The following is a 23,653-nucleotide window of genomic DNA, read 5'->3' on the forward strand; positions in this document are numbered from 1 at the left end:
GGCGAGCCGGGGCAGGGTGATTACCACTGATAAGTCACGAAAATTTTGCCGTTACGACCATCCTGCGGAATGCCCTGCGGAGACCAGTATTCTTTGTCGAAGGCGTTACCCAGAACCAGCGTAGTGGTCACGCCTTTCAGTGCCTGTTGGCCCTGATAGCTCACATAGAAGTCGTTTACCGCATAGCCTGGTTGTTTAGTGTAGCTACTGCTGATATGAGTGGAGCGATCGGCAAAGGTACCGAGCCAGCCGACTGAGAAGCCGCTGTGTGCTACAGGAATGTTTAGTTTGCTGGTGACCGTGTCCGGGTTAATGCTGGAAATGTATTCACCGGTGTCAGTATCTTTGCCGCGCGTACGGTTATAGGCCAGATCCAGACTGAACAGGTCGGTGGTGTATTTCGTCATGACGTCCCAGCCCCAAATTTTGGCGTTGGGTACGTTGTAGGACATCGTTGTCGCAGCGGCAAAATCGACGCTGGTGGAGATGTAATCTTTTGCTTTGGTATCAAAATAGCTGGCTTTAAATTCGAGGGCGTCGTTCGCCAGCATCAGATCATTAAAGCGCAGGCCAAAACCATACTCCTGGGTTTCGTTGGTTTCCGGGCGCAGGTTAGGGTTTGGCACCCAGTAGTTGGTGTAAAACCGACCGATGGAGAAGTGTTTCGCATCGTTATACATCTCACCCATAGTCGGTGCGCGGAAGGCTTGCGCCCAGGAGCCAAACAGCATCAACCAGTCAGCAGGAGTAACGGTCATTCCCGCACGAGAGGACCATTTATCCGCATCAACATCCGCATAACCCTCACTGCTGCCGCGGTAAGAGTCATAACGAGTGCCACCCAGTATCGTTATCGGCAGGTCTCGCAAGGTGATCTCGTCCTGTAGCCAGCCGGAGCTGAAATCAATTTTTGCCTGCGGGAAACCTGTGGTCGAGCCACCTGGACGTTGCTCCTGGCGATAATACTCACCGCCATAGGTCAACAGATGAGAGCCAGGGGAATCGGTAAACAGGCGACTGCGGTTATCAATTTTCCCGCCTTTGGTCGTTTGTTTGCGAAACTCGTTGGTTGCATCGGGGTTCTGCGCGTTAATGCGTGCTTCAGACCAGTAAATGCGAGCATCAGCATTCAGCCAGTCATTATCCGCTGGTGCGAGGGTATACGTCAGTTGGGCATCACGCTGGATAGTCGAACGATCGGTCATAGGATTGCTGCTGCTATCCGCATCACTGGCCTGTGGATTTTTAGGTTCCTGCGCATCATTGTTGTAATAACGTAGCGAACCTGCCAGTGTCTGGGCGCTGTCAAGTTTCCAACTGCCTTTTGCCAACATATTGTTAATCGTTTCGTCGTTCGGCGCGGTGGTACCGTTGCTCTGGCGCAAATCACCACGGTCACGGCTGGACCAGGCGAGCAGTCCGTCCAGCGTATCGCTGCGACCATATGCGCTGGCTCCCATTCCGAGGCTGTGATCGCCCGTTGCTGCGGTACCAAATACGCGGTAGCCGCTGTTTTTGCCGACTTCCAGGAGATCTTTAGCATCTGCGGTTTCGTACGCGATCACGCCACCCAGCGCACCGCTGCCATACAGCAGAGCAGACGGGCCGCGAACCACTTCAATTCGTTTGATGAGAGCAGGGTCGAGGAAGGTGCTATTCAGGTGCCCGGTATCGGTACCCTGACGTACACCATCAACCAGGACCAGAACGCCGCGTCGGTCGTAACCGCGCAGATTAACGTCCTGTCCATTAGTGCGCCCCGTACCGTCCAGAGTCAGACCAGGTACTTTACGTAACAGATCGGCAGCCGAGCTGGCGGTTTGGTTTTCCGGTGCGCTGGCGTCGATGACGCTGACCATCATCGGCGCTTCAAAGGCGCTACGGGCATTGCCGGTGGCGGTAACGGTAATATCATCAGTTGCGGCATAAGCGGTTGCGGACAGATGACTCATGATCGCCAGCGCCAAAAGTGATGGGCGCAAAGCCGCGGTGTGCAGGTATGGCATAGCAACTCTCCATTAGGAAATCGAAAAGCGCTGGCTGCCTGGGGATCACCTGGGTGGCTGGCGAAATGTGTTGTTTATTTAGTCAGAATCAGTTTTCCGGCATGCGTTTGTCTCAGCAGGTAATGCTGTCCGTCATGCTCGATAATCACCCGCCCCTCGTTTCCGAGCAGACTTTTGCTGTCAATTCGACGCTCAGTTTGAACGGGAGAAGGTGGTGTATTGTCTTTTACGGGTGTTGCCGTGGTGTTATCCATACGTGACATAGTGTTTAAAAATAACAATCAATGTAACAATGATAATCATTATCAACAAACTAAAATTTTGCGGCAAGCCTTTTTGTGAAAAAATTGTGACGAGAATATTTTTTGAGCAAAAATGAAGGGAAAAACAAGGGATTGTCACCGGGCGAAGTTATTCCACCCGGTGAAAAGGTCAGAAACGACTATCAACGGCAGAGGCGAGTTTTTCGACCAGCAGTTCAGTATCTTCCCAGTTCAGACATGGGTCGGTGATCGACTGACCATAGACCAGCGGTTGACCACTGACGATTTTTTGCGTGCCTTCACGCAAGAAACTTTCCGCCATAATCCCGGCGATAGCCGTCGAGCCATTGCGAATTTGCTGACAAACATCATCGCAAACCTCTAACTGACGACGGTGCTGCTTCTGGCAATTGCCGTGACTAAAATCGACTACCAGATGCTCCGGTAAGGAGAACTCATGCAGGGTATCGCAGGCGGCGGCGATATCAGCTGCAGAGTAATTCGGCTTTTTACCTCCGCGCATGATGATATGTCCATACGGGTTACCGCTGGTCTGATAGATGGTCATCTGCCCGGTTTTATCCGGAGAGAGGAACATATGACTGGCTCGGGAAGCGCGAATAGCATCGACGGCAATACGTGTATTACCATCCGTCCCGTTTTTAAACCCTACCGGACAGGAGAGCGCAGAGGCCATCTCTCGGTGGATCTGGCTTTCAGTGGTACGCGCGCCAATGGCTCCCCAACTGATTAAATCGGCAATAAACTGGCCGGTAACCATATCGAGGAATTCCGTTGCCGTTGGCACCCCAAGCTCGTTAACCTGCAGCAGTAATTTACGCGCCAGCTCAATACCGTGGTTGACGCGGTAGCTGCCGTTTAAATCCGGGTCAGAAATTAAGCCTTTCCAGCCAACAACGGTGCGCGGCTTTTCAAAATAGGTACGCATCACGATTTCCAGACGCGCCTGGTGCCTGGTACGCAACGTCTGTAAACGAGTGGCGTACTCCATAGCTGCGTCAAGATCGTGAATCGAGCAGGGCCCAACGATCACCAGTAAACGGGGATCTTCACCATTCAATATTTTTTCTATCCGGCGTCGGGAATCCGTCACATGACGGGCGACGGAGGACGAAACAGGATGCCGCTGCGCAAGCTCTGCTGGAGTGACCAGGTTGTCAATACGCGCAGTACGGAGTTCATCGGTTCTGTTCATTACTTGTCTCAGAAATTTGTTGCTTCAACGGCAGGACTACCGGGAAGTGATGTACATCACAATAACACACTCATCCTGCCTACTGGCGAGCATAATAACAAAAAATTGAACCAATGCACTAGCGTTCTAGTACATTCGGCGATTCAGCCCCATAATATCGAGGATCTTAGTGGCAATTTCTTCTACCGAATAATTAGTACTGTTTAACCACGGGATCTGATTCTTCCGGTATAGCGCTTCTACTTCTGCCACCTCCATCCGGCACTGGCGCAGTGATGCGTAACGGCTATTTTCCCGGCGCTCTTCACGGATCGCCGTCAGGCGTTCAGGGTCGATCGTCAGGCCAAATAATTTATGCTGTAACGGTTTCAGTGATGCCGGTAACACGAGATTATCCATATCATCGGCAATAAAGGGGTAGTTGGCCGCCCGGATCCCAAACTGCATCGCCAGATACAGGCTGGTAGGGGTTTTACCGCAGCGGGAAACGCCGAGCAGGATCACCTGAGCCTGATCGAGGTTGCGCAACGAAATACCGTCGTCATGAGCGAGCGTATAATCAATCGCCGCGATGCGTGCGTCGTACTTGATGAGATTACCCGGATTAAGACCGTGCGTGCGATGGGCAATCGGCGTGGGGTCGAGCTTCATCTCATGTTGCAGGGGAGCGACCAGTGCCTGCACGATATCCTGGCAGAACCCTTCACTTTGCAAAATAATAGAGCGGATTTCCGGCAACACGATGGAGTAAAACACCAGAGGGCGCACGCCAGTTTGTTGATAAATGGCGTCTATCTGGTCTTTTACCGCGCGGGCCCGACTCTCATTTTCCACAAACGGCAGCGTGATACTGCTGATCGTAACTGGAAACTGCGACATTACCGCGTGGCCTAATACCTCTGCGGTGATGGCCGTACCATCAGAAATATAAAATACATGACGATCAACAGCATTATCCATTTTGCTCATCCTGGGGGCTGACATAATTCTCTGAAAGCATAAATTAAAATTCGCCAGAAGCGAATATAACGATACTTATTTTATAAAATGAAACGGTATTTTTATATTTAATGAAAAGTACATTTCATTTTTCGGAACAAATGTTTATACCGACAGTTTTTGTGGTGATCCCGTGCCGCTCGCGGGTTTGCGCAAATGCGTAAACAATCTTAAAAAATAAAAAATAAAGTTGCTTGAACGATTCACCGTTTTTTTCGCTGAAGTAAATATGCAAAGATAATTACGCAAAATTGAGTTTCCTAACCTCGTTCATATATAAGGATTGTTCGATGTCCAACAATGGCTCGTCACCGCTGGTGCTTTGGTATAACCAACTCGGCATGAATGATGTAGACAGAGTTGGGGGCAAAAATGCCTCCCTGGGTGAAATGATTACTAACCTTTCCGGTATGGGTGTTTCCGTACCGAATGGTTTTGCAACGACCGCCGATGCGTTTAACCAGTTTCTGGACCAGAGCGGTGTAAACCAGCGCATTTATGAGCTGCTGGATAAAACGGATATTGACGATGTTACCGCGCTTGCGAAAGCCGGTGCGCAGATCCGCCAGTGGATTATCGACACTCCTTTCCAGCCTGAGCTGGAAAATGCCGTCCGCGATGCCTACGCGCAGCTTTCCGCGGATGATGCTAATGCCTCTTTTGCCGTGCGTTCTTCTGCAACCGCAGAAGATATGCCAGATGCTTCATTTGCCGGTCAGCAGGAAACTTTCCTCAACGTCCAGGGTTTTGATGCGGTGCTGGTGGCAATAAAACACGTATTTGCTTCGCTGTTTAACGACCGGGCGATCTCCTACCGTGTTCACCAGGGTTATGACCACCGTGGGGTGGCGCTCTCTGCGGGTGTCCAGCGTATGGTGCGCTCTGACCTTGCGTCTTCCGGCGTGATGTTCTCTATCGACACCGAATCCGGTTTCGACCAGGTGGTATTTATCACCTCAGCCTGGGGCTTGGGAGAAATGGTCGTGCAGGGCGCTGTCAACCCTGATGAATTCTACGTGCACAAACCGACGCTGGCCGCTAACCGCCCGGCAATTGTGCGTCGCACGATGGGTTCGAAAAAAATCCGCATGATTTACGCGCCGACGCAGGAACACGGTAAACAGGTTACGATTGAAGATGTTCCGCAAGATCAACGTGATATTTTCTCGCTGACGAACGAGGAAGTGCAGGAACTGGCGAAGCAGGCGGTACAGATCGAGAAGCACTACGGTCGTCCTATGGACATCGAATGGGCTAAAGATGGTCACACCGGCAAGCTGTTCATTGTGCAGGCTCGTCCGGAAACCGTACGTTCTCGCGGCCAGGTGATGGAGCGTTATACGCTGCATGCTCAGGGTAAAATCATTGCTGAAGGCCGTGCTATCGGTCATCGCATTGGCGCGGGTCCGGTGAAGGTGATTCACGACATCAGCGAAATGAACCGCATTGACCCAGGCGACGTACTGGTCACCGACATGACCGACCCAGACTGGGAGCCGATCATGAAAAAAGCGGCAGCGATTGTCACCAACCGCGGCGGTCGTACCTGTCACGCGGCGATCATCGCACGCGAGCTGGGGATCCCGGCTGTCGTAGGTTGTGGTGATGCTACCGAGCGCATGAAAGATGGCGAGAAGGTGACTGTCTCCTGCGCCGAAGGCGATACCGGCTATGTGTATGCTGACATGCTCGACTTCAGCGTGAAAAGTTCCAGCGTGGAGACCATGCCGGATCTGCCGTTGAAGGTGATGATGAACGTCGGCAACCCGGACCGGGCTTTCGATTTCGCCTGTCTGCCGAACGAAGGCGTTGGACTGGCGCGTCTGGAATTTATCATCAACCGCATGATTGGCGTGCATCCTCGCGCACTGCTGGAGTTTGATGATCAGACGCCTGAGCTGCAAAAAGAAATCCGCTCAATGATGAAAGGGTTCGACTCCCCTCGCGAATTCTATGTTGGTCGTCTGACCGAAGGGATCGCGACGCTGGGTGCGGCGTTTTATCCAAAACGTGTCATTGTCCGTATGTCGGACTTTAAGTCCAACGAATACGCCAACCTGGTCGGCGGCGAGCGTTATGAACCGCATGAAGAGAACCCGATGTTGGGCTTCCGTGGCGCGGGTCGTTATGTTTCAGATAGCTTCCGCGACTGTTTTGCCCTCGAATGTGACGCGGTGAAACGCGTGCGCAACGAAATGGGACTGACGAACGTTGAAGTGATGGTACCGTTCGTACGAACTGTGGCCCAGGCAAAAGCGGTGGTGGATGAGCTGGCGCGTCAGGGGCTGAAACGTGGCGAGAACGGGCTGAAGATCATCATGATGTGTGAGATCCCATCCAACGCCTTGCTGGCTGAGCAGTTCCTTGAGCACTTCGACGGCTTCTCTATTGGCTCTAACGACATGACGCAGCTGGCGTTGGGTCTGGACCGTGACTCTGGCGTTGTTTCTGAGCTGTTTGATGAGCGTAACGACGCGGTGAAAGCACTGCTGTCGATGGCGATTCGCGCAGCCAAGAAACAGGGTAAATACGTTGGTATTTGCGGTCAGGGTCCATCTGACCACGAAGACTTCGCTGCCTGGCTGATGGAAGAGGGGATCGACAGCCTGTCGTTGAACCCGGATACCGTTGTACAGACATGGCTGAGTCTGGCTGAACTGAAAAAGTAATATCAACCAGGATGGCGGCGTTCGCGCCGCCATCCTGTCATCTCTGCCACACTTATACCTCAACACATTCAGCCTGCAGGCGCTGAATAATATCCTGGCGTAACAAGAACTTCTGAATTTTACCGGACGCCGTTCTGGGTAATTTTTCGATCACCACAAGATGTTCCGGATATTTGTACTTTGCCACCCGTTTACGACTAAAAAAAGCTACCACAGATTCCAGCGAAAGCGAGTGATGCGGGGACTTGAGCACTACGTAGGCGCACGACCTTTCCCCTAATCGATCGTCTGGCATGGCAACAACACAGGCATCATGTATGCGCGGATGCTGCAATAGAATGTCTTCAACCTCACGACTACTGATATTCTCGCCACCTCGCACGATAATATCTTTCTTACGTCCGGTAATTTTTATGTATCCCGCGTCGTCCATTCGGCACAAATCACCACTGTAGTACCAACCGTCGCTATCCAGCGCTCTGACAGTCATTTCTGGCTCATCAAGGTAGCCCATAAAGACGTTGGGCCCGCGCGAAGCTTCTTCACCTTCTGTGCCTGGTGGCAGCGTTTTTCGCGCTTCATCGACCACTTTTATTTCGACGCCAGCGGCGGCGTAGCCGTCGGTATTCATCATGCGGGAAAGTGAGTCATCAAGGTTTACTACTGCATGCGGTGAACTTTCCGTCGAGCCATAGACGCTTAACAGTTTGATGCCGAGCTGCTGACAGTCGCGGGCAATTTTTCTCGGAATAGTTGTGCCACCGCATAAGAAGAAGCGCAGTGATGAGAGATCGTAAGGTTGCTTTTCGACACAGCACAGGATGTCATAGACGAAGGGTGTTGCGCCGAGTACGCAGGTACAACGCTGTTGCTGCAACAGTTCGAGGCAGGCTGTTGGGGTAAAAATATCCAGCAGCACGCTGCGCGCACCAATTAAAAACGGCGCTGTTACGCCATGCAGAAAGCCGGTGGCGTGCCCAAGCGGAGCAGGCATTAAAAACACATCCTGCCAGTTGAGGTTGAGGCGGGCGCAGTAGGCGCGCTCGCTGGCAAGGATGTTGTTATGGGTCAGCATCACGCCTTTCGGCATCCCTTCAGTACCGGAGGTAAAAAGCACTGCGGCCAGTTCGTCGGCATGAACGCTAATCGCTTTGGTTAACGGTGGGGTCGTAAGTAGCTGACTGAGCGCCAATGATGCCGTTGCAGGAGCCAGTTTATCCACGGCGACAATCTGTTGCAGATGCGGTAACTGATTTTGTAGGGGCAGGATCAGATCGACCGGTCGGGTCTGCTTAAACAGGGTCGGCGCGAAAAAGATCTTCGCTTTACATTTGTTCAGTACCCACACCAGTTCTGCCTCGCGCCAGGCGGGTAACAGGGGAACGGAAACGGCCCCCGTTTTCAGACAGGCCAGATAAATAAGAGTAAATTCGCACCAGCCCGGCAGTTGAAAAGCAATACGATCGCCAGGTTGGATCCCGCAGGATAAAAACCAGGATGCCAGGCTGTTGGCTGCACTGTCGAGTGCGGCATAGGTATATGAATCGCCCTGATTATCGACTACAGCGATTTTGTCCGGCACGGCCTGAGCAGTTTGGTGCCAGTAGTCGCCGAGTGAGGCATCCCCCCAAAATCCCTGCTGTCGGTATGTTTTTCTACGCTCGGCATTAAACGTTAGCGTGACTTTCATTGTTTGTCCCTGGATTATTTTCGGCATACTTCTTGCCGGACGGCAGTAGCATCCGATCCGGCCTGTAAAATGCAAAATCCGTTAGCCGTAGCGGAACTCCACACCAAATGTCCCTGCCGGGTATTCCCATTGTTCGAGGATTGTTTCACCGCAAAGTACCCGACAAGTCCCACACTCCAGACACCCTGCAGAATCAAAATGAATATTTCCGCTTTCGTCCTGCTTATACAGTCCGGCGGGGCAGGCTTTCAGTAATTTGCGAAATTCATTAACGTCAGGATGATCGGTCAGAATAATATGCGGATGGCCTTCATCGACATTGAATTTGTTGACGCCCAGTTTGACGTCAACGTTAACGGTATTGTCCTGACTCATAGCGCTGTTGCTCCCTTAATGCCGTCTTTGAGTAAGTTCATTAACCCAATCTGTTTTGCATGGGACATAAATATCTTGCGAACCGGTTGATTCGGACGTCCGTCAACGGTGAACATATCGCTCATGATATCTGCCACCATGCGTGGGTATTGGGTAAACAGACGCGGGTTTTCCATCAGCGCCGGGATCTTGCGAAAATGCTGTAAATCGCGCATTACGCAACTCTGTTCGAGAGCGTGCTTGTAGTCCATCAGGCTGTTGGCGGAGTAATCTTGCCGTTCTTTCGCGGCAATCGCTGTTTTAGCTGCCGCCTCCGCAGAAGCAATGGCTAAATCCATGCCGCGTACCGTATACCCCAAATTCAGACAGAAACCGGCGGCATCGCCGACGATCATCACGCCATCATCGAACAGTCTGGGCACCATTGCCAGACCACCTTCAGGCACCATATGTGCCGAGTATTCTCGCAATTCACCTCCTTCAATCAGCGGGCGAATAGTGGGATGCTGCTTAAAATCTTCCAGCATTTGCGGAATACTTTTTGTGGCGTGGTCTATGTCCCCCAGGCCGCACACCAGCCCCAGAGAAACAGAGTCATGGTTGGTATACAGAAAACCACCGCCCATGAGTCCGTTAGATGGCGAGCCGGCAAACAGCCAGGCTGCACCTTCATTGCCCGAGAGATTGAAACGATCTGCAATAACAGAGGGAGACAAGCCGATCAGTTCTTTTACACCGACGGCATAATGATGTGCTGAGGAGGCGGGGACTAAGCCCAGTGAGCGGCCCAGCATGGAATTAACACCGTCGGCAAGGATGACAATATTAGCTTCCAGGATATCGTCACCAGCCTGTACACCGGTAACTTTATTGCCCTCGCGGATCAGCGCATCGACGCGAACGCCCGGAATGAACTGCGCACCTGCTTGTTCGGCTTTTTCCATCAGCCAGGGATCAAGACGGTTGCGCAAAACGGTATACGACTCCTGCGCTGGGGCATCGGTTTTTTCACGGTGAAAGTCCAGGGTCACGGCACTTTCTTCGGTCAGGAATGAGATTTTTTCGCGGGTCACTTTACGTTCGATGGGCGCTTGCTGAGCGAATCCAGGCATGATGCTTTCAAGGCTATGTGCGTAGAGCCGGCCACCGGTCATATTTTTACTGCCAGCGCTGTTTCCACGCTCAATAACCAACACGTCCAGTCCTGCACTTGCCATCACATAGCCTGCTACCGCACCGGCCACGCCAGCACCGACCACAATGGCATCAAATTTTTCATCTGACATGCTTTATGCTCCCTTCCCGCCGCGAGGGCGGCGGGATCTGTGCGTTAAATAGGGGGTTAGCGGCTTAGCTGTTCGATAAGGGCTGGAACAACTTTGTAGATATCGCCCACCAGACCGTAATCGGCGTAATTAAAGATGGGGGCTTTTTTGTCTTTGTTGATGGCGACGATAATTTTCGCACCGTTTCCGCCGACCATATGTTGAATTTGCCCTGAGATGCCCAGCGTCAGGTAAAGATCAGATTTCAGCAATACGCCTGAAACGCCAATATAGCGTTCGCGCTCCATCCAGTTTTCACCTTCAGCAATCGGTCGTGAGCATCCCACCTCAGCGCCCAGTACAGCAGCCAGGTTATGCACCATTTGTAAGTCGTCCTGTGCAACCAGGCCACGACCAACACCCACGACGCGTTTGGCTTTACTGAGATCAACACTGCTAAGTGGTTTGGTGCGACGCTCCTGGCAGATAACTTCATGGTGCGGAGTGATATACGTTGCGGAAGTAACCGGACAGCTGTTTTCCTGATTCTCTTCTACCGGCTCCAGCACTCCGGCGGCGATTGTGATAATCGCCAGAGCACTGTTGAGTTTTTCTTTGCCGAATGCGAGACCGCCATACATGCGGTGCTCAGCGAAAAGTGCCCCGGCATCAAGACTTACCGATGTGGCATCGTTCACCATCGCTGCATTGAGTTGAATACTCAGACGCGCACCGAGGGCCTTGGCGCGTTTGGTGGCAGGCATCAGCAACAGGCCAGAGTGTTCTTTTATCAGGGCGACGAGGGTCTCCGCATAGTTTTCAATACGCTGCAAGGGGGAGATTTGTTCGAGGACGATTATTTCATCGGCACCCAGCCGCTTAGCCCTGCTTGCCTGTTCGCTACCTTGCACAATGATGTGCACCTGCTCACCCCATTGGCGAGCACCGGTCATTAACTCTGCATAGCGTTCTACGTTATCGCTGAACACCCAGACGTTGGCTAATTTACTCATGATAATCTCTCTCCGTTGGGTTTAGTTCAGGGCTTTTTTCAGATGCTCAGCCAGTTCGGCAATGGCTTCTGGCGAGTCGTTTTCCAGAATGATGCGCTTGCGCTCGGCTTGCGGCGGAACCACGATCTCAACCAGCTCTGCTAATGGTGGCGTTGGTGTCCAGCCAATATCACTGGCCTGCCACTGCGTAACGGGTTTTTTACCCGCGCCAAGAATGGCTTTCATCGAAGGAATACGCGGTGTATTGATATCTGACGTGACGCAAAGCACGGCGGGAAGGGGGAGGTCGATGACTTCAATTTCATCTTCAAGCGCGCGCTCAACCAGAACATGGCCGCCGTTACGTTGAATGCTGCTTACTGCGTTAATAATGGGAAGTTGTAGCAATTCTCCCACCAGCAAGCCCACCTGCTGCGCGTAGAGATCGCCTGATCCTTCACCAAATATCATCAGGTCAAATCCAATACTTTTCGCGGCGCAGGCCAGGGCCTGAGCAGTGTCTCTGGGCAGTGAATGTTCCAGTTGCGCATCCTGTACCAGAAACAGACTATCCGGACCGCGGGACAACACGTCTTTCCGCACTTTAGAGTTCTGTAACAATGAACCTCCGACCGTTAAGGCGACGATCTCATCACCCTCAGCGGTTAGTTGTGCAGCGGCTTCCATCGCGTTCAAATCAAACTGGCTGATTTTGGCTTCGGCTCGGTCAAAGTTAAGCGAGCGCTCCTGGGTAACAACAATGTCCTGTTCTTCAGGTACCAACTTAAAGCAGGTTATTATTTTCATGGTATCTCCAGTGGGTCACGTTCGGATGATGACGGAGTGCGTCATCATCGGCAGTAGGTAAAATTTGACTGAAAATAGTGTGCGGTAGATGTAATGTGTTTTCGACGGGGCAATCTGTTTTCATTCCTAACAATCTTGCAAAAAAAAATGAGCTCAGAGTGCAACGTTGATCAGAATGGAAGGAAAACGGATTGTGGAAGAAATAATTGGACCAGGCAAACTGTAGGAGATCTTTGCGAAGTGCATCATATTTTTATTCACTATTGAGCGATATTTGTTTCCGTTATGTAAATTATTGCCTCTAAAGAAATAACATTTATCCTTTTCAATAAATTTAAAATGCAAATAAATAGTGGGGATAATTCACTCCAACCGGGAGTATCATCTTGCAGTTGGCACAAATAATTTTGTTTCGCTAGTATGGATTATCATTGTATAACATGGCTCATCGCTTTAATTTGTCATTATTAAATGTTCCTAAAATTACTGTCTTAAGGTGGAGGTTGTCATGTATCAACGATGTTTTGATAATGCGATGGAAACCCTTTTTGAGCAGGGGAAAACGCCCAGATTTTCACGCTTCGTCATTAGTGATGATCCTAACTGGGAGTCTGGCCACCATGTTCATGACAATGAAACAGAGCTCATTTATGTCAAAAAAGGGGTCGCCAGATTAATTATTGATTCTTCACTGTATGTCGCGCATGCCGGCGATATTGTCGTGATAGAACAAGGGCGGCTCCATGCTGTCGCCTCTGACAGCAGCTCGCCTGCGACCACTTATACCTGTGCATTGTACGGCTTCCGTTTTGAAGGCTGGCAGGAGAATCAGCTATTGCAAGGGCATTCATGTCCGGTCATCAGCGCCGGGCAAGGAAAGGAGGTCATTAAAAGTATCTTTAATGAACTTAGCATCATGCTCCCGCAGAGCAAAAATAATCTGACCTCCGCGGCTTATGATGCCTTCGCTTATGCCTTAACCGTTTTATTTTATGAAAACTTTAAAAATGCTTATCGTTCGGAGCAAGGGTATATTAAAAAAGATATCTTAATTAAAGATGTACTGGTTTATTTAAATAACAATTTCCGCGAAAAAATAACGCTGGATCAGTTGTCCAAAAAATTTCGTGCCAGCGTCAGTTATATCTGCCATGAATTTACCAAAGAGTATCGTATTTCACCGATTAACTATGTTATTCAGCGACGGATGACAGAGGCGAAATTCTCCCTGACAAATACTGAGGCTTCGTTAGGTGAGATTTCGTGGCGGGTGGGATATGAAAATGTCGATCATTTTGCCAAACTCTTTCAACGGCATGTGGGGTGTTCACCCAGCGACTATCGTAAGCAGTTTAAAAACAATCTGATTGAGCAGGAATGCCTGCTACCGGAAGTCTGATCCCTGGCATAAGCCCGGATAGCATTTATACGCTATCCGGGTTGCTACCATCACTTATTTGTTTTGATAATCTTTCAGGATCTGACGACCAGCTACGTAAATCATGATCTCATCGGTGCCGCCACCAATACGTTCGCAACGTACGTCTCGCCAGAATCGGGAAACGCGCGCTTCATCGGTATAACCCAGGCCACCCATAATCTGAATTGCGTCGTCGATCACTTCCATCGCAGTGCGAGCACAGTAGAGTTTTGCCAGTGCTGCGCTGGTACGCAGCGATTGCTCCTGGTCGGCCTGCCAGGCGACTTTCAGTACCATATTGCGCATGTTCTCGATTTTAACCGCCATGAGTGCCAGTTTCTCCTGGATCATCTGGTTATGCCCAATGGGCTTGCCGAATGCAATGCGCTGGTTGGCGTAACGTGCTGCGTCTTCGAAGGCACACTCCGCAAAACCGGTGCTGCGCGCAGCGTTGATCAACCGTTCCATTTCAAAGTTATACATCACGTTGAGGAAGCCCATGCCTTCTTCACCGACCATGTCGCTTTCGTCAACTTCGACATCGTCGAGATAGACTTCGCAGGTACTTAACATGTGCCAGCCGATTTTGTGTAACGGGTTAATCTTGATGCCGGGTTTACTGGAGTCAACCCACCACAGCGTAAAGGCTTTCTTCGGATCTTTAGGCTCCGGATCACGCGCCAGTACCAGCATGTATGGATACTCTTTGGCTCCGGTAATGAACGTTTTTTGTCCGTTCAGGTACACCTTGCCATTTTTACGCGTATAGCTGGTCGTGGCACTGTTGTTGTCGGACCCGGCGCCAGGTTCGGTCAATGCCAACGCATACGCTGGATCGCCCGTTTCCATTGTGCTTTCTGCTGTTTTACGTAGTTGCTCGGCTGAACCAAAACGACGCATGCTGTGAATGCACTGACCGTTGGTAATTAAAAATGCGGGAGCTCCACATTTTGACACTTCCATCAGAGCCAGCATCTGTGTGACATAGTCAGCCGGTATACCGCCAAACTCTTCCGGTACACCCAGCATCGAAATACCGTTATCCGCAAGGGCACGCATAAATTCTCTGGGGTAGGTGGCGGTCTGATCGCAGGTACGGAAATACTCTTCCGGGAAATTACTGGTAATCAGATCCCGAATACTGGCAAGCAGCAGCTCTTGTTCTTCAGTTAATGAAAAGTCCATCTGGGTACTCCTTTTAATTGGCGGCGTCGGGCAATACAAAACCCATCGAAGAATCAATAAATAATCTTTCGTCCATCAGTTTCAGGTTCGGAGAAATAACGGGTGTGAAATCCATTTTGTCCAGAATATCTTCTTGCAGAGAGACTCCTGGTGCAATCTCAACTAAATGGAGGCCGTCTTCTTTTAACGTAAACACGGCGCGTTCAGTGATATAACGCACATCAAGTCCGCGTTCGAGGGCAATTTTTCCGCTGAAAGTTATTTCGGGTAATTCATTAACGAATTTCTTCACCCGACCTTCCTGCACGATATTTAATTTACCATCGGTCACTTCTGTTTTCAGACTGCCGGCGGTTAATGTGCCGCAGAAAATAATTTTCTTCGAGGTGGCGCTAATATCGATAAAACCGCCAGTGCCCATAATCTTGCCATTAAATTTATGTACGCCAACGTTGCCATGCCGATCCACCTCAGCAAAACTTAAATAGCACACATCCAGTCCGCCACCGTGGTAGAAATCAAACTGGGAGGTCATATCCATAATGGCACGGGTATTAACGTTAGCACCAAAGGCAATGCCTTGAGAGGTAATGCCACCAACAGGGCCGGTTTCGACCGTTAGAATAAAGTCGTCGGCACATCCTTCTTCGCGAGCGACAAGGCCAATACCATCGGCAATACCTACACCAACGTTACCGACAGCGCCTTTGCGCATTTCGAAGAGAGCGCGTCTGGCAACAAGCTTACGCTGGTTGAGTGGCAGGGCGGTCTGGTGGCTGTCATCAAGGACAAAATCACCTGAAATAAAGCGGTTAACTGGCGCACCGCCGTACAGCTGAGTCTGATCGGGATCAACCACCACAATGTCCACCAGATAGCCCGGAATACGAACCGCTTTAGGATGCAGGGTGGCTTTCTTAACCATCTTTTGCACCTGCATCATGACGATGCCACCGTTGTTGTGAACGGCCTGGGCAATGACCAGCGCATCGAGATACATCACTTCATCTTCAAAGGTGGCGTAGCCTTCGCTGTCACAGGTAGTCGCGCGAATAAAGGCGATATTTGGCGCGATGGCCTTATAGTAGAGGTACTCTTTGTTGTCGATCTCCACCAGTTTAATTAAATCTTCAGTGGTCACTTCATTCAGCTTGCCACCCTGTTGGCGAGGGTCAACAAATGTGCCAAGGCCGATATCGCTTAAAATACCTGGCTGGTGGGCCGCGCAGGCGCGTAACGTTTGAGTTAATACCCCCTGTGGGTAGTTGTACGCAGCGATTTTGTTCTGTTCGGCTAAATCGGAGATCCGTGGTGATTGTCCCCAATGCCCGCAAAGCGCCCATTTAACTAAACCTTCCTGCGCCAGCGGGCTAATCCCCCGGTCTGCCCGATCTCCTAATCCTGTCGGACTGATCAGTGATAAATTACGCGGGGACTGGTTGTTTTTATATTTATCAGCCAATGCAGTAATTAATTTGGTAGCTTCAAGAATACCGCCACCTGCACCTAATACGCAAAGTGTCGCTTCATCAGGAATATAATCCACTGCGTCCGCTGCCGATAATACCGGTACCCGACCTTGAATACGTTCAGGTCTTTTAAGTTTCATATAAACTCCAGATTATATGTGTGCGAATACCTATCGATATATTCGATAAAATAGTATTCACTTTAATAATGCTTAGCTGATTGCCAGATATACGCTGTTAAACGGATATCTGAGCCAGCGAGTTATTTATATTTATACCCGTGATCCTGCAAGCTGCTTCTGCGTTGGCTGCACGCTCCCACCCGAATCACTTACCTTAAGTAAGCTCATCGGGATTCGCTTATTTACTGCCTTGATGCAACTTGAATGATTTTGTGTATCGTGGAAATATTTTGTTATTAAGCCTGATGTAATATTGTCAGTACGGTACGCAGATCGGTAACGGAGATCTGCCCCGGGGCTGAAGCTTTTTTTACTGCGCCAAAGGTTGCAGCTGAGCCAAAGACTTCACCTGCCAGACGTGAAATAACGCCAGTTTTGGCCATTGACATAGTAATCACCGGGCGATCGGCGTAGCGTTCCTGCATCTCCAGCGTGGCGCTGAGTAACGTCAGAACATCCGTTTTACTTTGCGGCATCAGCGCAATTTTAGGAATATCTGCGCCAAGTTCCTGCATTTTGCGCAGACGCTGAATAATCTCTTCTGCCGCCGGTGTTTTATGGAAATCATGATTAGACATAATCACAAAGACATTTTTCGCATGCGCGTGTTCGACGGTTGCTTTAACCTGCTCATCGCCGGTGAAAAGTTCCAGATCGATCATATCAACCAGACCGCTGTCTACTGCCGCACGGTTAAGCGCAAGGTACTTTTCTACAGACAGCGCCTGTTCGCCACCTTCTTTCGCGCTGCGGAAGGTAAATAACAGCGGTTTGTCGATCATCACATCGCGGATTGCGCGGGCGGCTTCCAGTACGGCGTCAATTGATGAAACATCCGCAAAATGGTCAACGCGCCACTCCAGAATGTCGAAGTCTGCTTCACGATAGGCCAGCGCTTCGCTTTTTACCGTTGAGATGTCTTTACCCATCAGCGAGACAATGATCTTCGGCGCACCCTCGCCAATAACGAGGTTTCTTACGGTTACGGTTTTCATTGATTACCCTTTAAATATTTACTGATACTTGCCCGTCAGGCTGCAAACCCCATAACCTGTTTAACGTACTCCAGCGGGAAATCTTTTCCTGTCCAGAGCTTGAACTGCTCAGCTCCTTGCCATAACAACATGCCGTAACCGTCAATCGTTTTGCAACCTGCAAGTTGTGCCTGTTGCAGCAATTTGGTCATATGCGGGTTATAGACGCATTCGGTTACCAACAGATCCGGACGTAGCAAAGAGACGTCGGTGACGATGGATTCATTTTCCAGTGGCTTCATGCCGACTTTAGTGCCATTAGTCAAAATATCCGCACTGGCCAACGCTTCTGCAAACGCCTGCTGGTCAGCGAGATCGATAACGGTCACCACGCAGTCAGTGTTTTCATTCACGCGTTTGGCGAACTCAACCGCTTTTGCGAAAAACTCATCTTTACGGTTAAAGAGCTTAATCTCTTTTATACCTTCAATTGCCGCTTGCGCACCGATAGCCGTAGATGCGCCACCTGCGCCCAACAGTACCATGGTTTTACCTTTAATATCGAAGCCGCTTTCTTTAATTGCGCGAATATGTCCGGTACCGTCCGTGTTGTAGCCACGAAGGTAGCCGTCATCATTGACGATGGTATTGATTGCGCCCACCAGTTTGGCGGCGGGGGTTAATTCATCAACATACTCACATGCCAGCTGCTTGTTGGGCATAGATACCCCAGTACCGCGCATTTTTAATGCTTTCAACCCGGCAATCGCATTGGCAAACGTTGAATTATCAACTTCAAATGCCATGTAGGTAAACGGTAATCCTGCTTTTTCTAATGCTTTATTTTGCATTTCGGGCGACAGACTGTGCCTGATAGGATAGGCCATCAGACCGATCAGTTCATATTTTGCAGTTACGTCCATTTGAAACTCCTATTAAACTGTTTATTGAAAATAACGTTCGCCCAGGCGCACATCGTTTTGGGGAATATTGAATACGCGGTAGTAACGGACAAAGACGATAATGGCAGTGATAAATGCCAGCAGAGCAAATGCGAGGTCCAGCAAAATAATGTATTGCAGACCAATGTTAGAAAGGTATCCGGTGATTAGTGGGATAATAAAGTTGGCGACACCTCCCATCATCATATAAACACTGGTGACTTTGGCTTTGCTCTTGGGGAAAAACTCTGACATCACGGAAACACCGAGCTGTAAAATACCGCCTGCCGCAGAGAATCCGATGAGAAATGAGCCTGCATTACACACCAGCGGTGAGGGGTACAGATAGATAACCGCCGCCGTAATGGTTGCCAGACCCGCGTTAAAAACGTTGGCCCAGATAGGACGAACCATTTTCTTCAGTAGCGCAGCAAAAATAAAGACGCAGACCAGCGACCCCATACTGTAGTAGGAGATAGTTTTCAACGCGTCGGCTTCCGCCATACCGGCAAACGCCATGGCGTATTTGGGCATCCAGACCACGATGACATAAAACGTTGAAAATGCGGCAACCCCAAACATCACGGATGCCACTCCCTCCAGCCAGACCAGTGGCTTGCTGTTCATTTGCGGCAAATCTTTCGCGACGCCAGCATCCACTATCTGACTCGGGAAGCGGCTTTTTAATAGCATTAGGGTAATCAGGACGAACAATACGCCGGGGATAATAACCGCATAGCCGTACCAGATATGATTAAGCAGCAGGGTACTGACGATGATGGGGTAGATCATCTGTCCAAATGACACCATGGCTTTCACCAGAATAACGGCTGAACCTGATGCTTTGGGAAAACACTCCATTAACGCCGGATAGCCGCCTGTATCGAGGGCTGAGTTTGCCACGCCGACACAAACAGCCAGAATAAATGCAATCATTAAATTTGGGCTGGCAGGAATACCGAAGAAGAAGAACATATACAGAATAGCGCCCAACAGGATGATGGCCCGACGACCAAATTTATCTGAGAGAACGCCAAAAAATAGAATACTGACCAGTCGCCCAAGGCCAATTCCCGAAATTAAATAGGCAATTCCTGCATTATCTGTTGAGAATTTTTCTGCCAGGGATGTCATGTTTTGCGCCAGCGTAATGACACTAATGCCGTGTAAAAAGTAGCTTAAATAAATACAGGTTATCGCCAGAAGAAATGGCGTATTAAAGGCCTTGTGTTGAGACATTTTTCACAACTCCTTGCGGATGTTAAAATTATTATATTGTCGTCGCTATGATTTAAATGACGGCGTTCATGTTATTAATATACCGAGAGGGTGTCATTTCACCCACATAGCATGGCGTTTTAGTTACCAGGTATATTGCATGCTAATTTGTGAAACCCAATTCTTACTGCCGTTGTTTTACTGATGTTTTAAAAATTAACCCAATTATTTTGCAGCAAGTATGAACAATATTGCAGTGGTGCTATTCCACCAGCGATGCCATTTTTAACTGATATCTGGACTCAACACGGCTGCGATAGCCAATAAACAGCGCCAGCACGAAACCAATGGCGGCTATACCGGTATCAAACCACATGATGTGGGCAATGCTGGTTTGCGAAAGCTTTGCCGTGATCAGTGGGATCGTGAAGGTAGCAATGCTGCCCGCGCTGTAATAAATGCCGGTTGCTTTTCCTTTTGCATGCGGAAAACGGGCCGCCATTAACGTTAAGCCAATTTGTACGACGCCGCCGGCGGAAGAAAACCCGATAACAAACGCAAATACGACCACCACGTAAGGGGTGGGGTGCAGACAAACCGTCAGCAGGGCAATAAATGAAATTAACGTGTAAAGCATCAACAGCGGTGTCGCGCGGTCTGGTTTCCTCGCAAGCGGCGCGGTGATCAGCACGCACAGTAGCGAACCGCAGGTGTAGATACTCAACAGCTTAATCGCCGAGGTGTACGGCATTCCGGCGACGAACTGACCATACTGAGCCAGCCACTGGCTGATCAGGTAAAATGTCGCCATAGCAATGTAGCCATACAGGGTGTAGCTGACCAGGTCGATAATGGAACACCGATGTTTAGGTAGAGGGCCTTCCTGTGCGGGAGGTGATGTCCTGACGAAAGGTTTAGGCCCGGGATGTGCCGGGAATTGGCAGCGAAATAAAAACACGCCGTTGACAATCATAATCCCCGCAGCGAACAGGAATGACCAGCCAAACCAAAGCTCAGCCCACACCAGTACACTAATGACCATCGGTAACAGAAACTGCCCGCCGGACACAAAAGCTTTAATCAAAATATTGGCGGTGCCAGGGGTGCGGGGAAACGCCTCCATCAGGCTGGGATAGGTCCCGGCATCAAGAAAACTGTTAGACATACCCGCCAAAAAGCCAAATGCGTAGGCTATGAAAATACTGTGAGTATTGATAATGCCAAAAAAGAAGAGCAGATAGCAGAGCATGCCGAAAATGACGAATGGTCTACGGCCAAAGCGATCGGAAAGTAAGCCCGCCAGTAATAAGACGCTTAATCGACCGATGCCGAGAGATGAGATGACAATTGACACACCTGCTGCATCGGTTTGCCACTGTTGTTCAAGCGAGGACATGTTGAGGCTTATCAGAATAACCCCCATGCCGTGTACAAGGTAATTAAGGTACAGCCCTATCGCAGTGGAGAAATAGGCGTTTTTCATAATGTGTTACTCAGCGAAGAGGCTAAATGGAAATTTTGTATTTCGAGTCGAGTGTACAGGCCATAGCAATATGCCGTATTCGCATCAGCGTGGGCATTATGTCAGTTACTAATAGTACAAAGTTATAATGGTCAGATTTTCTCCTAACACAAACGCTCAAGATCGTGCGCATAGAGTTCAACAGCAGTCGATTGATAGAGTTTCCATTCGAGAAAATTTTCACTGTTATAAACCGCCTGAAAAGAGGCGAGGTTAGGAAAAAAACGCATGGTGTTATTACCGATACGGTTGTTTATTTTTTCAATGATCGCGTTAATTCTTAACTTTCGTTTTGCTAACATTTCTGAACATTGACGAGAGATGTTCTCCGGGATTTCGTGTTCGCCGTTTTCCCATTGTTGCCAGGCGGTAACGTTGCCATCAGCAGCGATATAAGTTGCGCTTTCTTCAATCGTCATAGCAAAAACATGCCGGAATGCCTGCAATTCAAATGCGTTCATAATTTCATCACCTTAAAAGACGGTGGAATAGTAATAGCATTACTGTGGATATTTCGGCTTGAAGAGAGTCACAGTATCTTGTGCAATATTATTTGTTAATAATGAGTGAATGGGCGCATTTAACCAAGCGGATGGCGTATAAAAGGGCCGGGTGGTTGAAGGAGGAGCTGTACTTCAGGTGGTGTTGTTTGAAGAATAAAAAAAAGCCCATCGTGGGAGATGGGCAAAATACAATGTGGTACACATTTCTGGAGAATATGAGGTTTTATCTCTTTAATCTCTATGTGATTTATCTCAAACCCCAGAATTGGCGCGGCTTTGCGTGTAACACACAAATTACACACACTTTGCACACAGCTATGTAGGAAGCCTGTTTGCGGAGTTGTGTAATGCAATAGAAAAAATAATGTGAATTGTTTTTGTATAAAACGAGATGCAAAGGTTTCTGATTGTTATTTTAATTAACAATATGTCGTTAAGTGATTGAATTGTATCTGTTTTTAACGATATGTGCAGTGTGTGCTATTTATGTGGTTGCACACATTTTTAGACTTATTTTTTCTAATAGTTAATCCATTGAAAGATAAGCAAAAAAAAGCCCATCGTGGGAGATGGGCAAAGACTACACACAGCAATTCGTTGTTTCACTCAGGGGATTTCCATGCTTATAAATCAATGTGTTGATCTAAAGCCTTGAGCTAATAGTAGGCATGCTGGTTTTTTACGTCGATCGGATTCATCTCAATAGTTTAAAGGCCGTGAAGAATTTGCGATGCAAATGTGTCTGTGAAGACGGAATATGTTGAATTCAGATAACAGGAAATACGGAATTGATTAGCAATGTTAAACAATCAGGCGGCAGCGCCGCCTGAGCTGGGGTTATTTTTTATCTTCTATTTCGGCGATCTCTTCGAGGATCTCGTCCGGGTCGTTGCCGGGTACCGGGGCTTCGTTCACCCAGGCTGAGAACAGACGCCAGGAGACAGCCAGTACAACCGGGCCGATAAACAAGCCAATCATGCCGAAGGCAATCAACCCGCCGATAACGCCGGAGAGAATGAGGATCAGCGGTAAATCAGCCCCCATACGAATCAGCATTGGACGGATAACGTTATCCAGTGTACCCACCACGCCGCTCCATACCAGCAGTACTGTGCCCCAGGTTGAATCACCCGACCAGTAAAGCCAGATAATGGCCGGGATCAGTACTGGTAAGGGACCCAACTGTACCAGGCAGGAAAGGATCATCAGTACCGCCAACAGCGTCGCGTATGGCACACCTGTCACCGCCAGACCAATACCGCCGAGGACAGCCTGTACCAGAGCGGTAACAACAACGCCCAACGCTACCGCACGGATTGCTTGTGCAGCCAGCAGGACGGCAGCATCGCCGCGTTTAGATGCCAGACGGCACGCGAAATGGCGAATACCTAACGCAACCTGCTCACCTCGCCAGTAAAGCAGGGCGCTGAACAACAACATCAGGCCACAATGCATCATAAAGCGACCAATATGCGCGGCCTGACCGACAAACCAGGTGGTGGTGGTGCCAATATAAGGACGAACTTTGGCCATAATGGCCGAACCGCCCATATCAAGCAGGCTGTGCCATGCGGCATAAATTTTTGCGCCAACCAACGGAATACTGTTCAGCCATGCAAGGTCCGGCAGTGTCATATCTCCTGCTGTCACGGCATGGATTAACGGTCCACTTCCATCAACGATGCTATTCACCAATAACGCGATGGGGATGATAAACAAAAGAACCAACAGCAGGGTCATTACCAGGACGGCCAGCGAACGGCGTCCCCACAACAGTTTCTGTATACGTAGTAAAATAGGCCAGGTTGCAATAACGACTGTTCCCGCCCACGCAAAACCGAGAATAAAGGGCTGCACAATCCACAGACATGCCACAATCATGATGGCCAAAAACAGCACCGATAGCATCACTTGCGCGATATTGCTGGGCTGACGAAAATTTACCATAAATACTTTT

At 49.5% G+C, this 23,653-nt stretch carries 19 protein-coding genes and 1 other RNA gene; 2 read left to right on the forward strand and 18 right to left on the reverse strand.

Annotation, left to right across the window (positions count from 1 at the left end):
- Positions 1–20: 20 nt before the first annotated feature.
- The 4 genes from LG384_RS10010 to ppsR form a co-directional block, all read right to left on the reverse strand.
- The gene (locus LG384_RS10010; protein WP_225760844.1) at positions 21–2,006 is read right to left on the reverse strand and encodes a TonB-dependent hemoglobin/transferrin/lactoferrin family receptor; all 1,986 of its coding nucleotides are present in this window, start codon (positions 2,004–2,006) and stop codon (positions 21–23) included.
- A 74-nt stretch (positions 2,007–2,080) separates the two neighbouring features.
- Entirely contained in the window at positions 2,081–2,269 is a 189-nt protein-coding gene (hemP, locus tag LG384_RS10015; protein WP_071828921.1) for a hemin uptake protein HemP, read from the reverse strand.
- Positions 2,270–2,438: 169 nt separating this feature from the next.
- Entirely contained in the window at positions 2,439–3,485 is a 1,047-nt protein-coding gene (gene aroH / locus LG384_RS10020; RefSeq protein WP_045442157.1) for a 3-deoxy-7-phosphoheptulonate synthase AroH, read from the reverse strand.
- Positions 3,486–3,611: 126 nt separating this feature from the next.
- Positions 3,612–4,445: a posphoenolpyruvate synthetase regulatory kinase/phosphorylase PpsR gene (gene ppsR, locus LG384_RS10025; protein WP_045442159.1), complete on the reverse strand. Its 834-nt coding sequence runs from the start codon at positions 4,443–4,445 to the stop codon at positions 3,612–3,614.
- 329 nt (positions 4,446–4,774) lie between these two features.
- Between ppsR and ppsA the strand changes: the two genes are divergently transcribed.
- A complete protein-coding gene (ppsA, locus tag LG384_RS10030; RefSeq protein WP_045442162.1) occupies positions 4,775–7,153 on the forward strand; it encodes a phosphoenolpyruvate synthase in 2,379 nt (792 codons plus the stop codon).
- Positions 7,154–7,205: 52 nt separating this feature from the next.
- Here the strand turns inward: ppsA and fadK are convergent, their stop codons facing one another.
- The 5 genes from fadK to LG384_RS10055 form a co-directional block, all read right to left on the reverse strand.
- Positions 7,206–8,843, reverse strand: coding sequence for a medium-chain fatty-acid--CoA ligase (gene fadK / locus LG384_RS10035; RefSeq protein WP_225760845.1), 1,638 nt, complete (start codon positions 8,841–8,843; stop codon positions 7,206–7,208).
- 81 nt (positions 8,844–8,924) lie between these two features.
- Entirely contained in the window at positions 8,925–9,218 is a 294-nt protein-coding gene (locus LG384_RS10040; protein WP_045442166.1) for a ferredoxin family protein, read from the reverse strand.
- Positions 9,215–10,504 carry an FAD-dependent oxidoreductase gene (locus tag LG384_RS10045; protein WP_045442169.1) on the reverse strand — a complete coding sequence of 430 codons (1,290 nt, stop codon included), beginning with the start codon at positions 10,502–10,504 and terminating at the stop codon, positions 9,215–9,217. Before LG384_RS10045 ends, LG384_RS10040 begins: the two co-directional genes overlap by 4 nt.
- Before the next feature lie 56 nt (positions 10,505–10,560).
- On the reverse strand, positions 10,561–11,496 hold the full coding sequence (locus tag LG384_RS10050) for an electron transfer flavoprotein subunit alpha (protein ID WP_225760846.1): 936 nt from the start codon (positions 11,494–11,496) through the stop codon (positions 10,561–10,563).
- A gap of 21 nt (positions 11,497–11,517) precedes the next feature.
- Positions 11,518–12,282 carry an electron transfer flavoprotein gene (locus LG384_RS10055; RefSeq protein ID WP_045442173.1) on the reverse strand — a complete coding sequence of 255 codons (765 nt, stop codon included), beginning with the start codon at positions 12,280–12,282 and terminating at the stop codon, positions 11,518–11,520.
- A gap of 508 nt (positions 12,283–12,790) precedes the next feature.
- Here LG384_RS10055 and LG384_RS10060 point away from each other — a divergent pair.
- Entirely contained in the window at positions 12,791–13,681 is an 891-nt protein-coding gene (locus LG384_RS10060; protein ID WP_045442176.1) for an AraC family transcriptional regulator, read from the forward strand.
- 54 nt (positions 13,682–13,735) lie between these two features.
- Here LG384_RS10060 and LG384_RS10065 read toward each other — a convergent pair whose 3' ends face one another.
- The 9 genes from LG384_RS10065 to ydiK form a co-directional block, all read right to left on the reverse strand.
- Complete coding sequence (locus LG384_RS10065; protein ID WP_045442178.1) at positions 13,736–14,887, reverse strand: acyl-CoA dehydrogenase; 1,152 nt, start codon at positions 14,885–14,887, stop codon at positions 13,736–13,738.
- Positions 14,888–14,900: 13 nt separating this feature from the next.
- The gene (locus LG384_RS10070; RefSeq protein ID WP_225760847.1) at positions 14,901–16,496 is read right to left on the reverse strand and encodes an acyl CoA:acetate/3-ketoacid CoA transferase; all 1,596 of its coding nucleotides are present in this window, start codon (positions 16,494–16,496) and stop codon (positions 14,901–14,903) included.
- Between the two features lie 278 nt (positions 16,497–16,774).
- Complete coding sequence (gene aroD / locus LG384_RS10075) at positions 16,775–17,533, reverse strand: type I 3-dehydroquinate dehydratase (RefSeq protein ID WP_225760848.1); 759 nt, start codon at positions 17,531–17,533, stop codon at positions 16,775–16,777.
- A 35-nt stretch (positions 17,534–17,568) separates the two neighbouring features.
- On the reverse strand, positions 17,569–18,435 hold the full coding sequence (gene ydiB / locus LG384_RS10080; protein WP_225760849.1) for a quinate/shikimate dehydrogenase: 867 nt from the start codon (positions 18,433–18,435) through the stop codon (positions 17,569–17,571).
- 21 nt (positions 18,436–18,456) lie between these two features.
- Positions 18,457–19,692, reverse strand: a complete 1,236-nt coding sequence (locus tag LG384_RS10085; protein ID WP_048221580.1) for an MFS transporter — start codon at positions 19,690–19,692, stop codon at positions 18,457–18,459.
- Positions 19,693–19,933: 241 nt separating this feature from the next.
- Positions 19,934–21,154, reverse strand: a complete 1,221-nt coding sequence (locus LG384_RS10090; protein ID WP_225760850.1) for an MFS transporter — start codon at positions 21,152–21,154, stop codon at positions 19,934–19,936.
- Positions 21,155–21,297: 143 nt separating this feature from the next.
- Entirely contained in the window at positions 21,298–21,654 is a 357-nt protein-coding gene (locus LG384_RS10095; RefSeq protein ID WP_045442192.1) for a YdiL family protein, read from the reverse strand.
- 587 nt (positions 21,655–22,241) lie between these two features.
- Positions 22,242–22,349, reverse strand: an RNA gene (rprA, locus tag LG384_RS10100) — antisense sRNA RprA.
- A 184-nt stretch (positions 22,350–22,533) separates the two neighbouring features.
- A complete protein-coding gene (gene ydiK, locus LG384_RS10105; RefSeq protein WP_045442195.1) occupies positions 22,534–23,643 on the reverse strand; it encodes an AI-2E family transporter YdiK in 1,110 nt (369 codons plus the stop codon).
- Positions 23,644–23,653 lie beyond the last annotated feature (10 nt).

The organism is Citrobacter sp. Marseille-Q3906, assembly GCF_916618775.1.
GTDB lineage: Bacteria > Pseudomonadota > Gammaproteobacteria > Enterobacterales > Enterobacteriaceae > Citrobacter > Citrobacter murliniae.

Coding starts and splice junctions, on each gene's coding strand:
- LG384_RS10010 (WP_225760844.1), bottom strand. CDS start 2,006: ATGCCATACCTGCACACCGCGGCTTTGCGCCCATCACTTTTGGCGCTG.
- hemP (WP_071828921.1), bottom strand. CDS start 2,269: ATGTCACGTATGGATAACACCACGGCAACACCCGTAAAAGACAATACA.
- aroH (WP_045442157.1), bottom strand. CDS start 3,485: ATGAACAGAACCGATGAACTCCGTACTGCGCGTATTGACAACCTGGTC.
- ppsR (WP_045442159.1), bottom strand. CDS start 4,445: ATGGATAATGCTGTTGATCGTCATGTATTTTATATTTCTGATGGTACG.
- ppsA (WP_045442162.1), top strand. CDS start 4,775: ATGTCCAACAATGGCTCGTCACCGCTGGTGCTTTGGTATAACCAACTC.
- fadK (WP_225760845.1), bottom strand. CDS start 8,843: ATGAAAGTCACGCTAACGTTTAATGCCGAGCGTAGAAAAACATACCGA.
- LG384_RS10040 (WP_045442166.1), bottom strand. CDS start 9,218: ATGAGTCAGGACAATACCGTTAACGTTGACGTCAAACTGGGCGTCAAC.
- LG384_RS10045 (WP_045442169.1), bottom strand. CDS start 10,504: ATGTCAGATGAAAAATTTGATGCCATTGTGGTCGGTGCTGGCGTGGCC.
- LG384_RS10050 (WP_225760846.1), bottom strand. CDS start 11,496: ATGAGTAAATTAGCCAACGTCTGGGTGTTCAGCGATAACGTAGAACGC.
- LG384_RS10055 (WP_045442173.1), bottom strand. CDS start 12,282: ATGAAAATAATAACCTGCTTTAAGTTGGTACCTGAAGAACAGGACATT.
- LG384_RS10060 (WP_045442176.1), top strand. CDS start 12,791: ATGTATCAACGATGTTTTGATAATGCGATGGAAACCCTTTTTGAGCAG.
- LG384_RS10065 (WP_045442178.1), bottom strand. CDS start 14,887: ATGGACTTTTCATTAACTGAAGAACAAGAGCTGCTGCTTGCCAGTATT.
- LG384_RS10070 (WP_225760847.1), bottom strand. CDS start 16,496: ATGAAACTTAAAAGACCTGAACGTATTCAAGGTCGGGTACCGGTATTA.
- aroD (WP_225760848.1), bottom strand. CDS start 17,533: ATGAAAACCGTAACCGTAAGAAACCTCGTTATTGGCGAGGGTGCGCCG.
- ydiB (WP_225760849.1), bottom strand. CDS start 18,435: ATGGACGTAACTGCAAAATATGAACTGATCGGTCTGATGGCCTATCCT.
- LG384_RS10085 (WP_048221580.1), bottom strand. CDS start 19,692: ATGTCTCAACACAAGGCCTTTAATACGCCATTTCTTCTGGCGATAACC.
- LG384_RS10090 (WP_225760850.1), bottom strand. CDS start 21,154: ATGAAAAACGCCTATTTCTCCACTGCGATAGGGCTGTACCTTAATTAC.
- LG384_RS10095 (WP_045442192.1), bottom strand. CDS start 21,654: ATGAACGCATTTGAATTGCAGGCATTCCGGCATGTTTTTGCTATGACG.
- ydiK (WP_045442195.1), bottom strand. CDS start 23,643: ATGGTAAATTTTCGTCAGCCCAGCAATATCGCGCAAGTGATGCTATCG.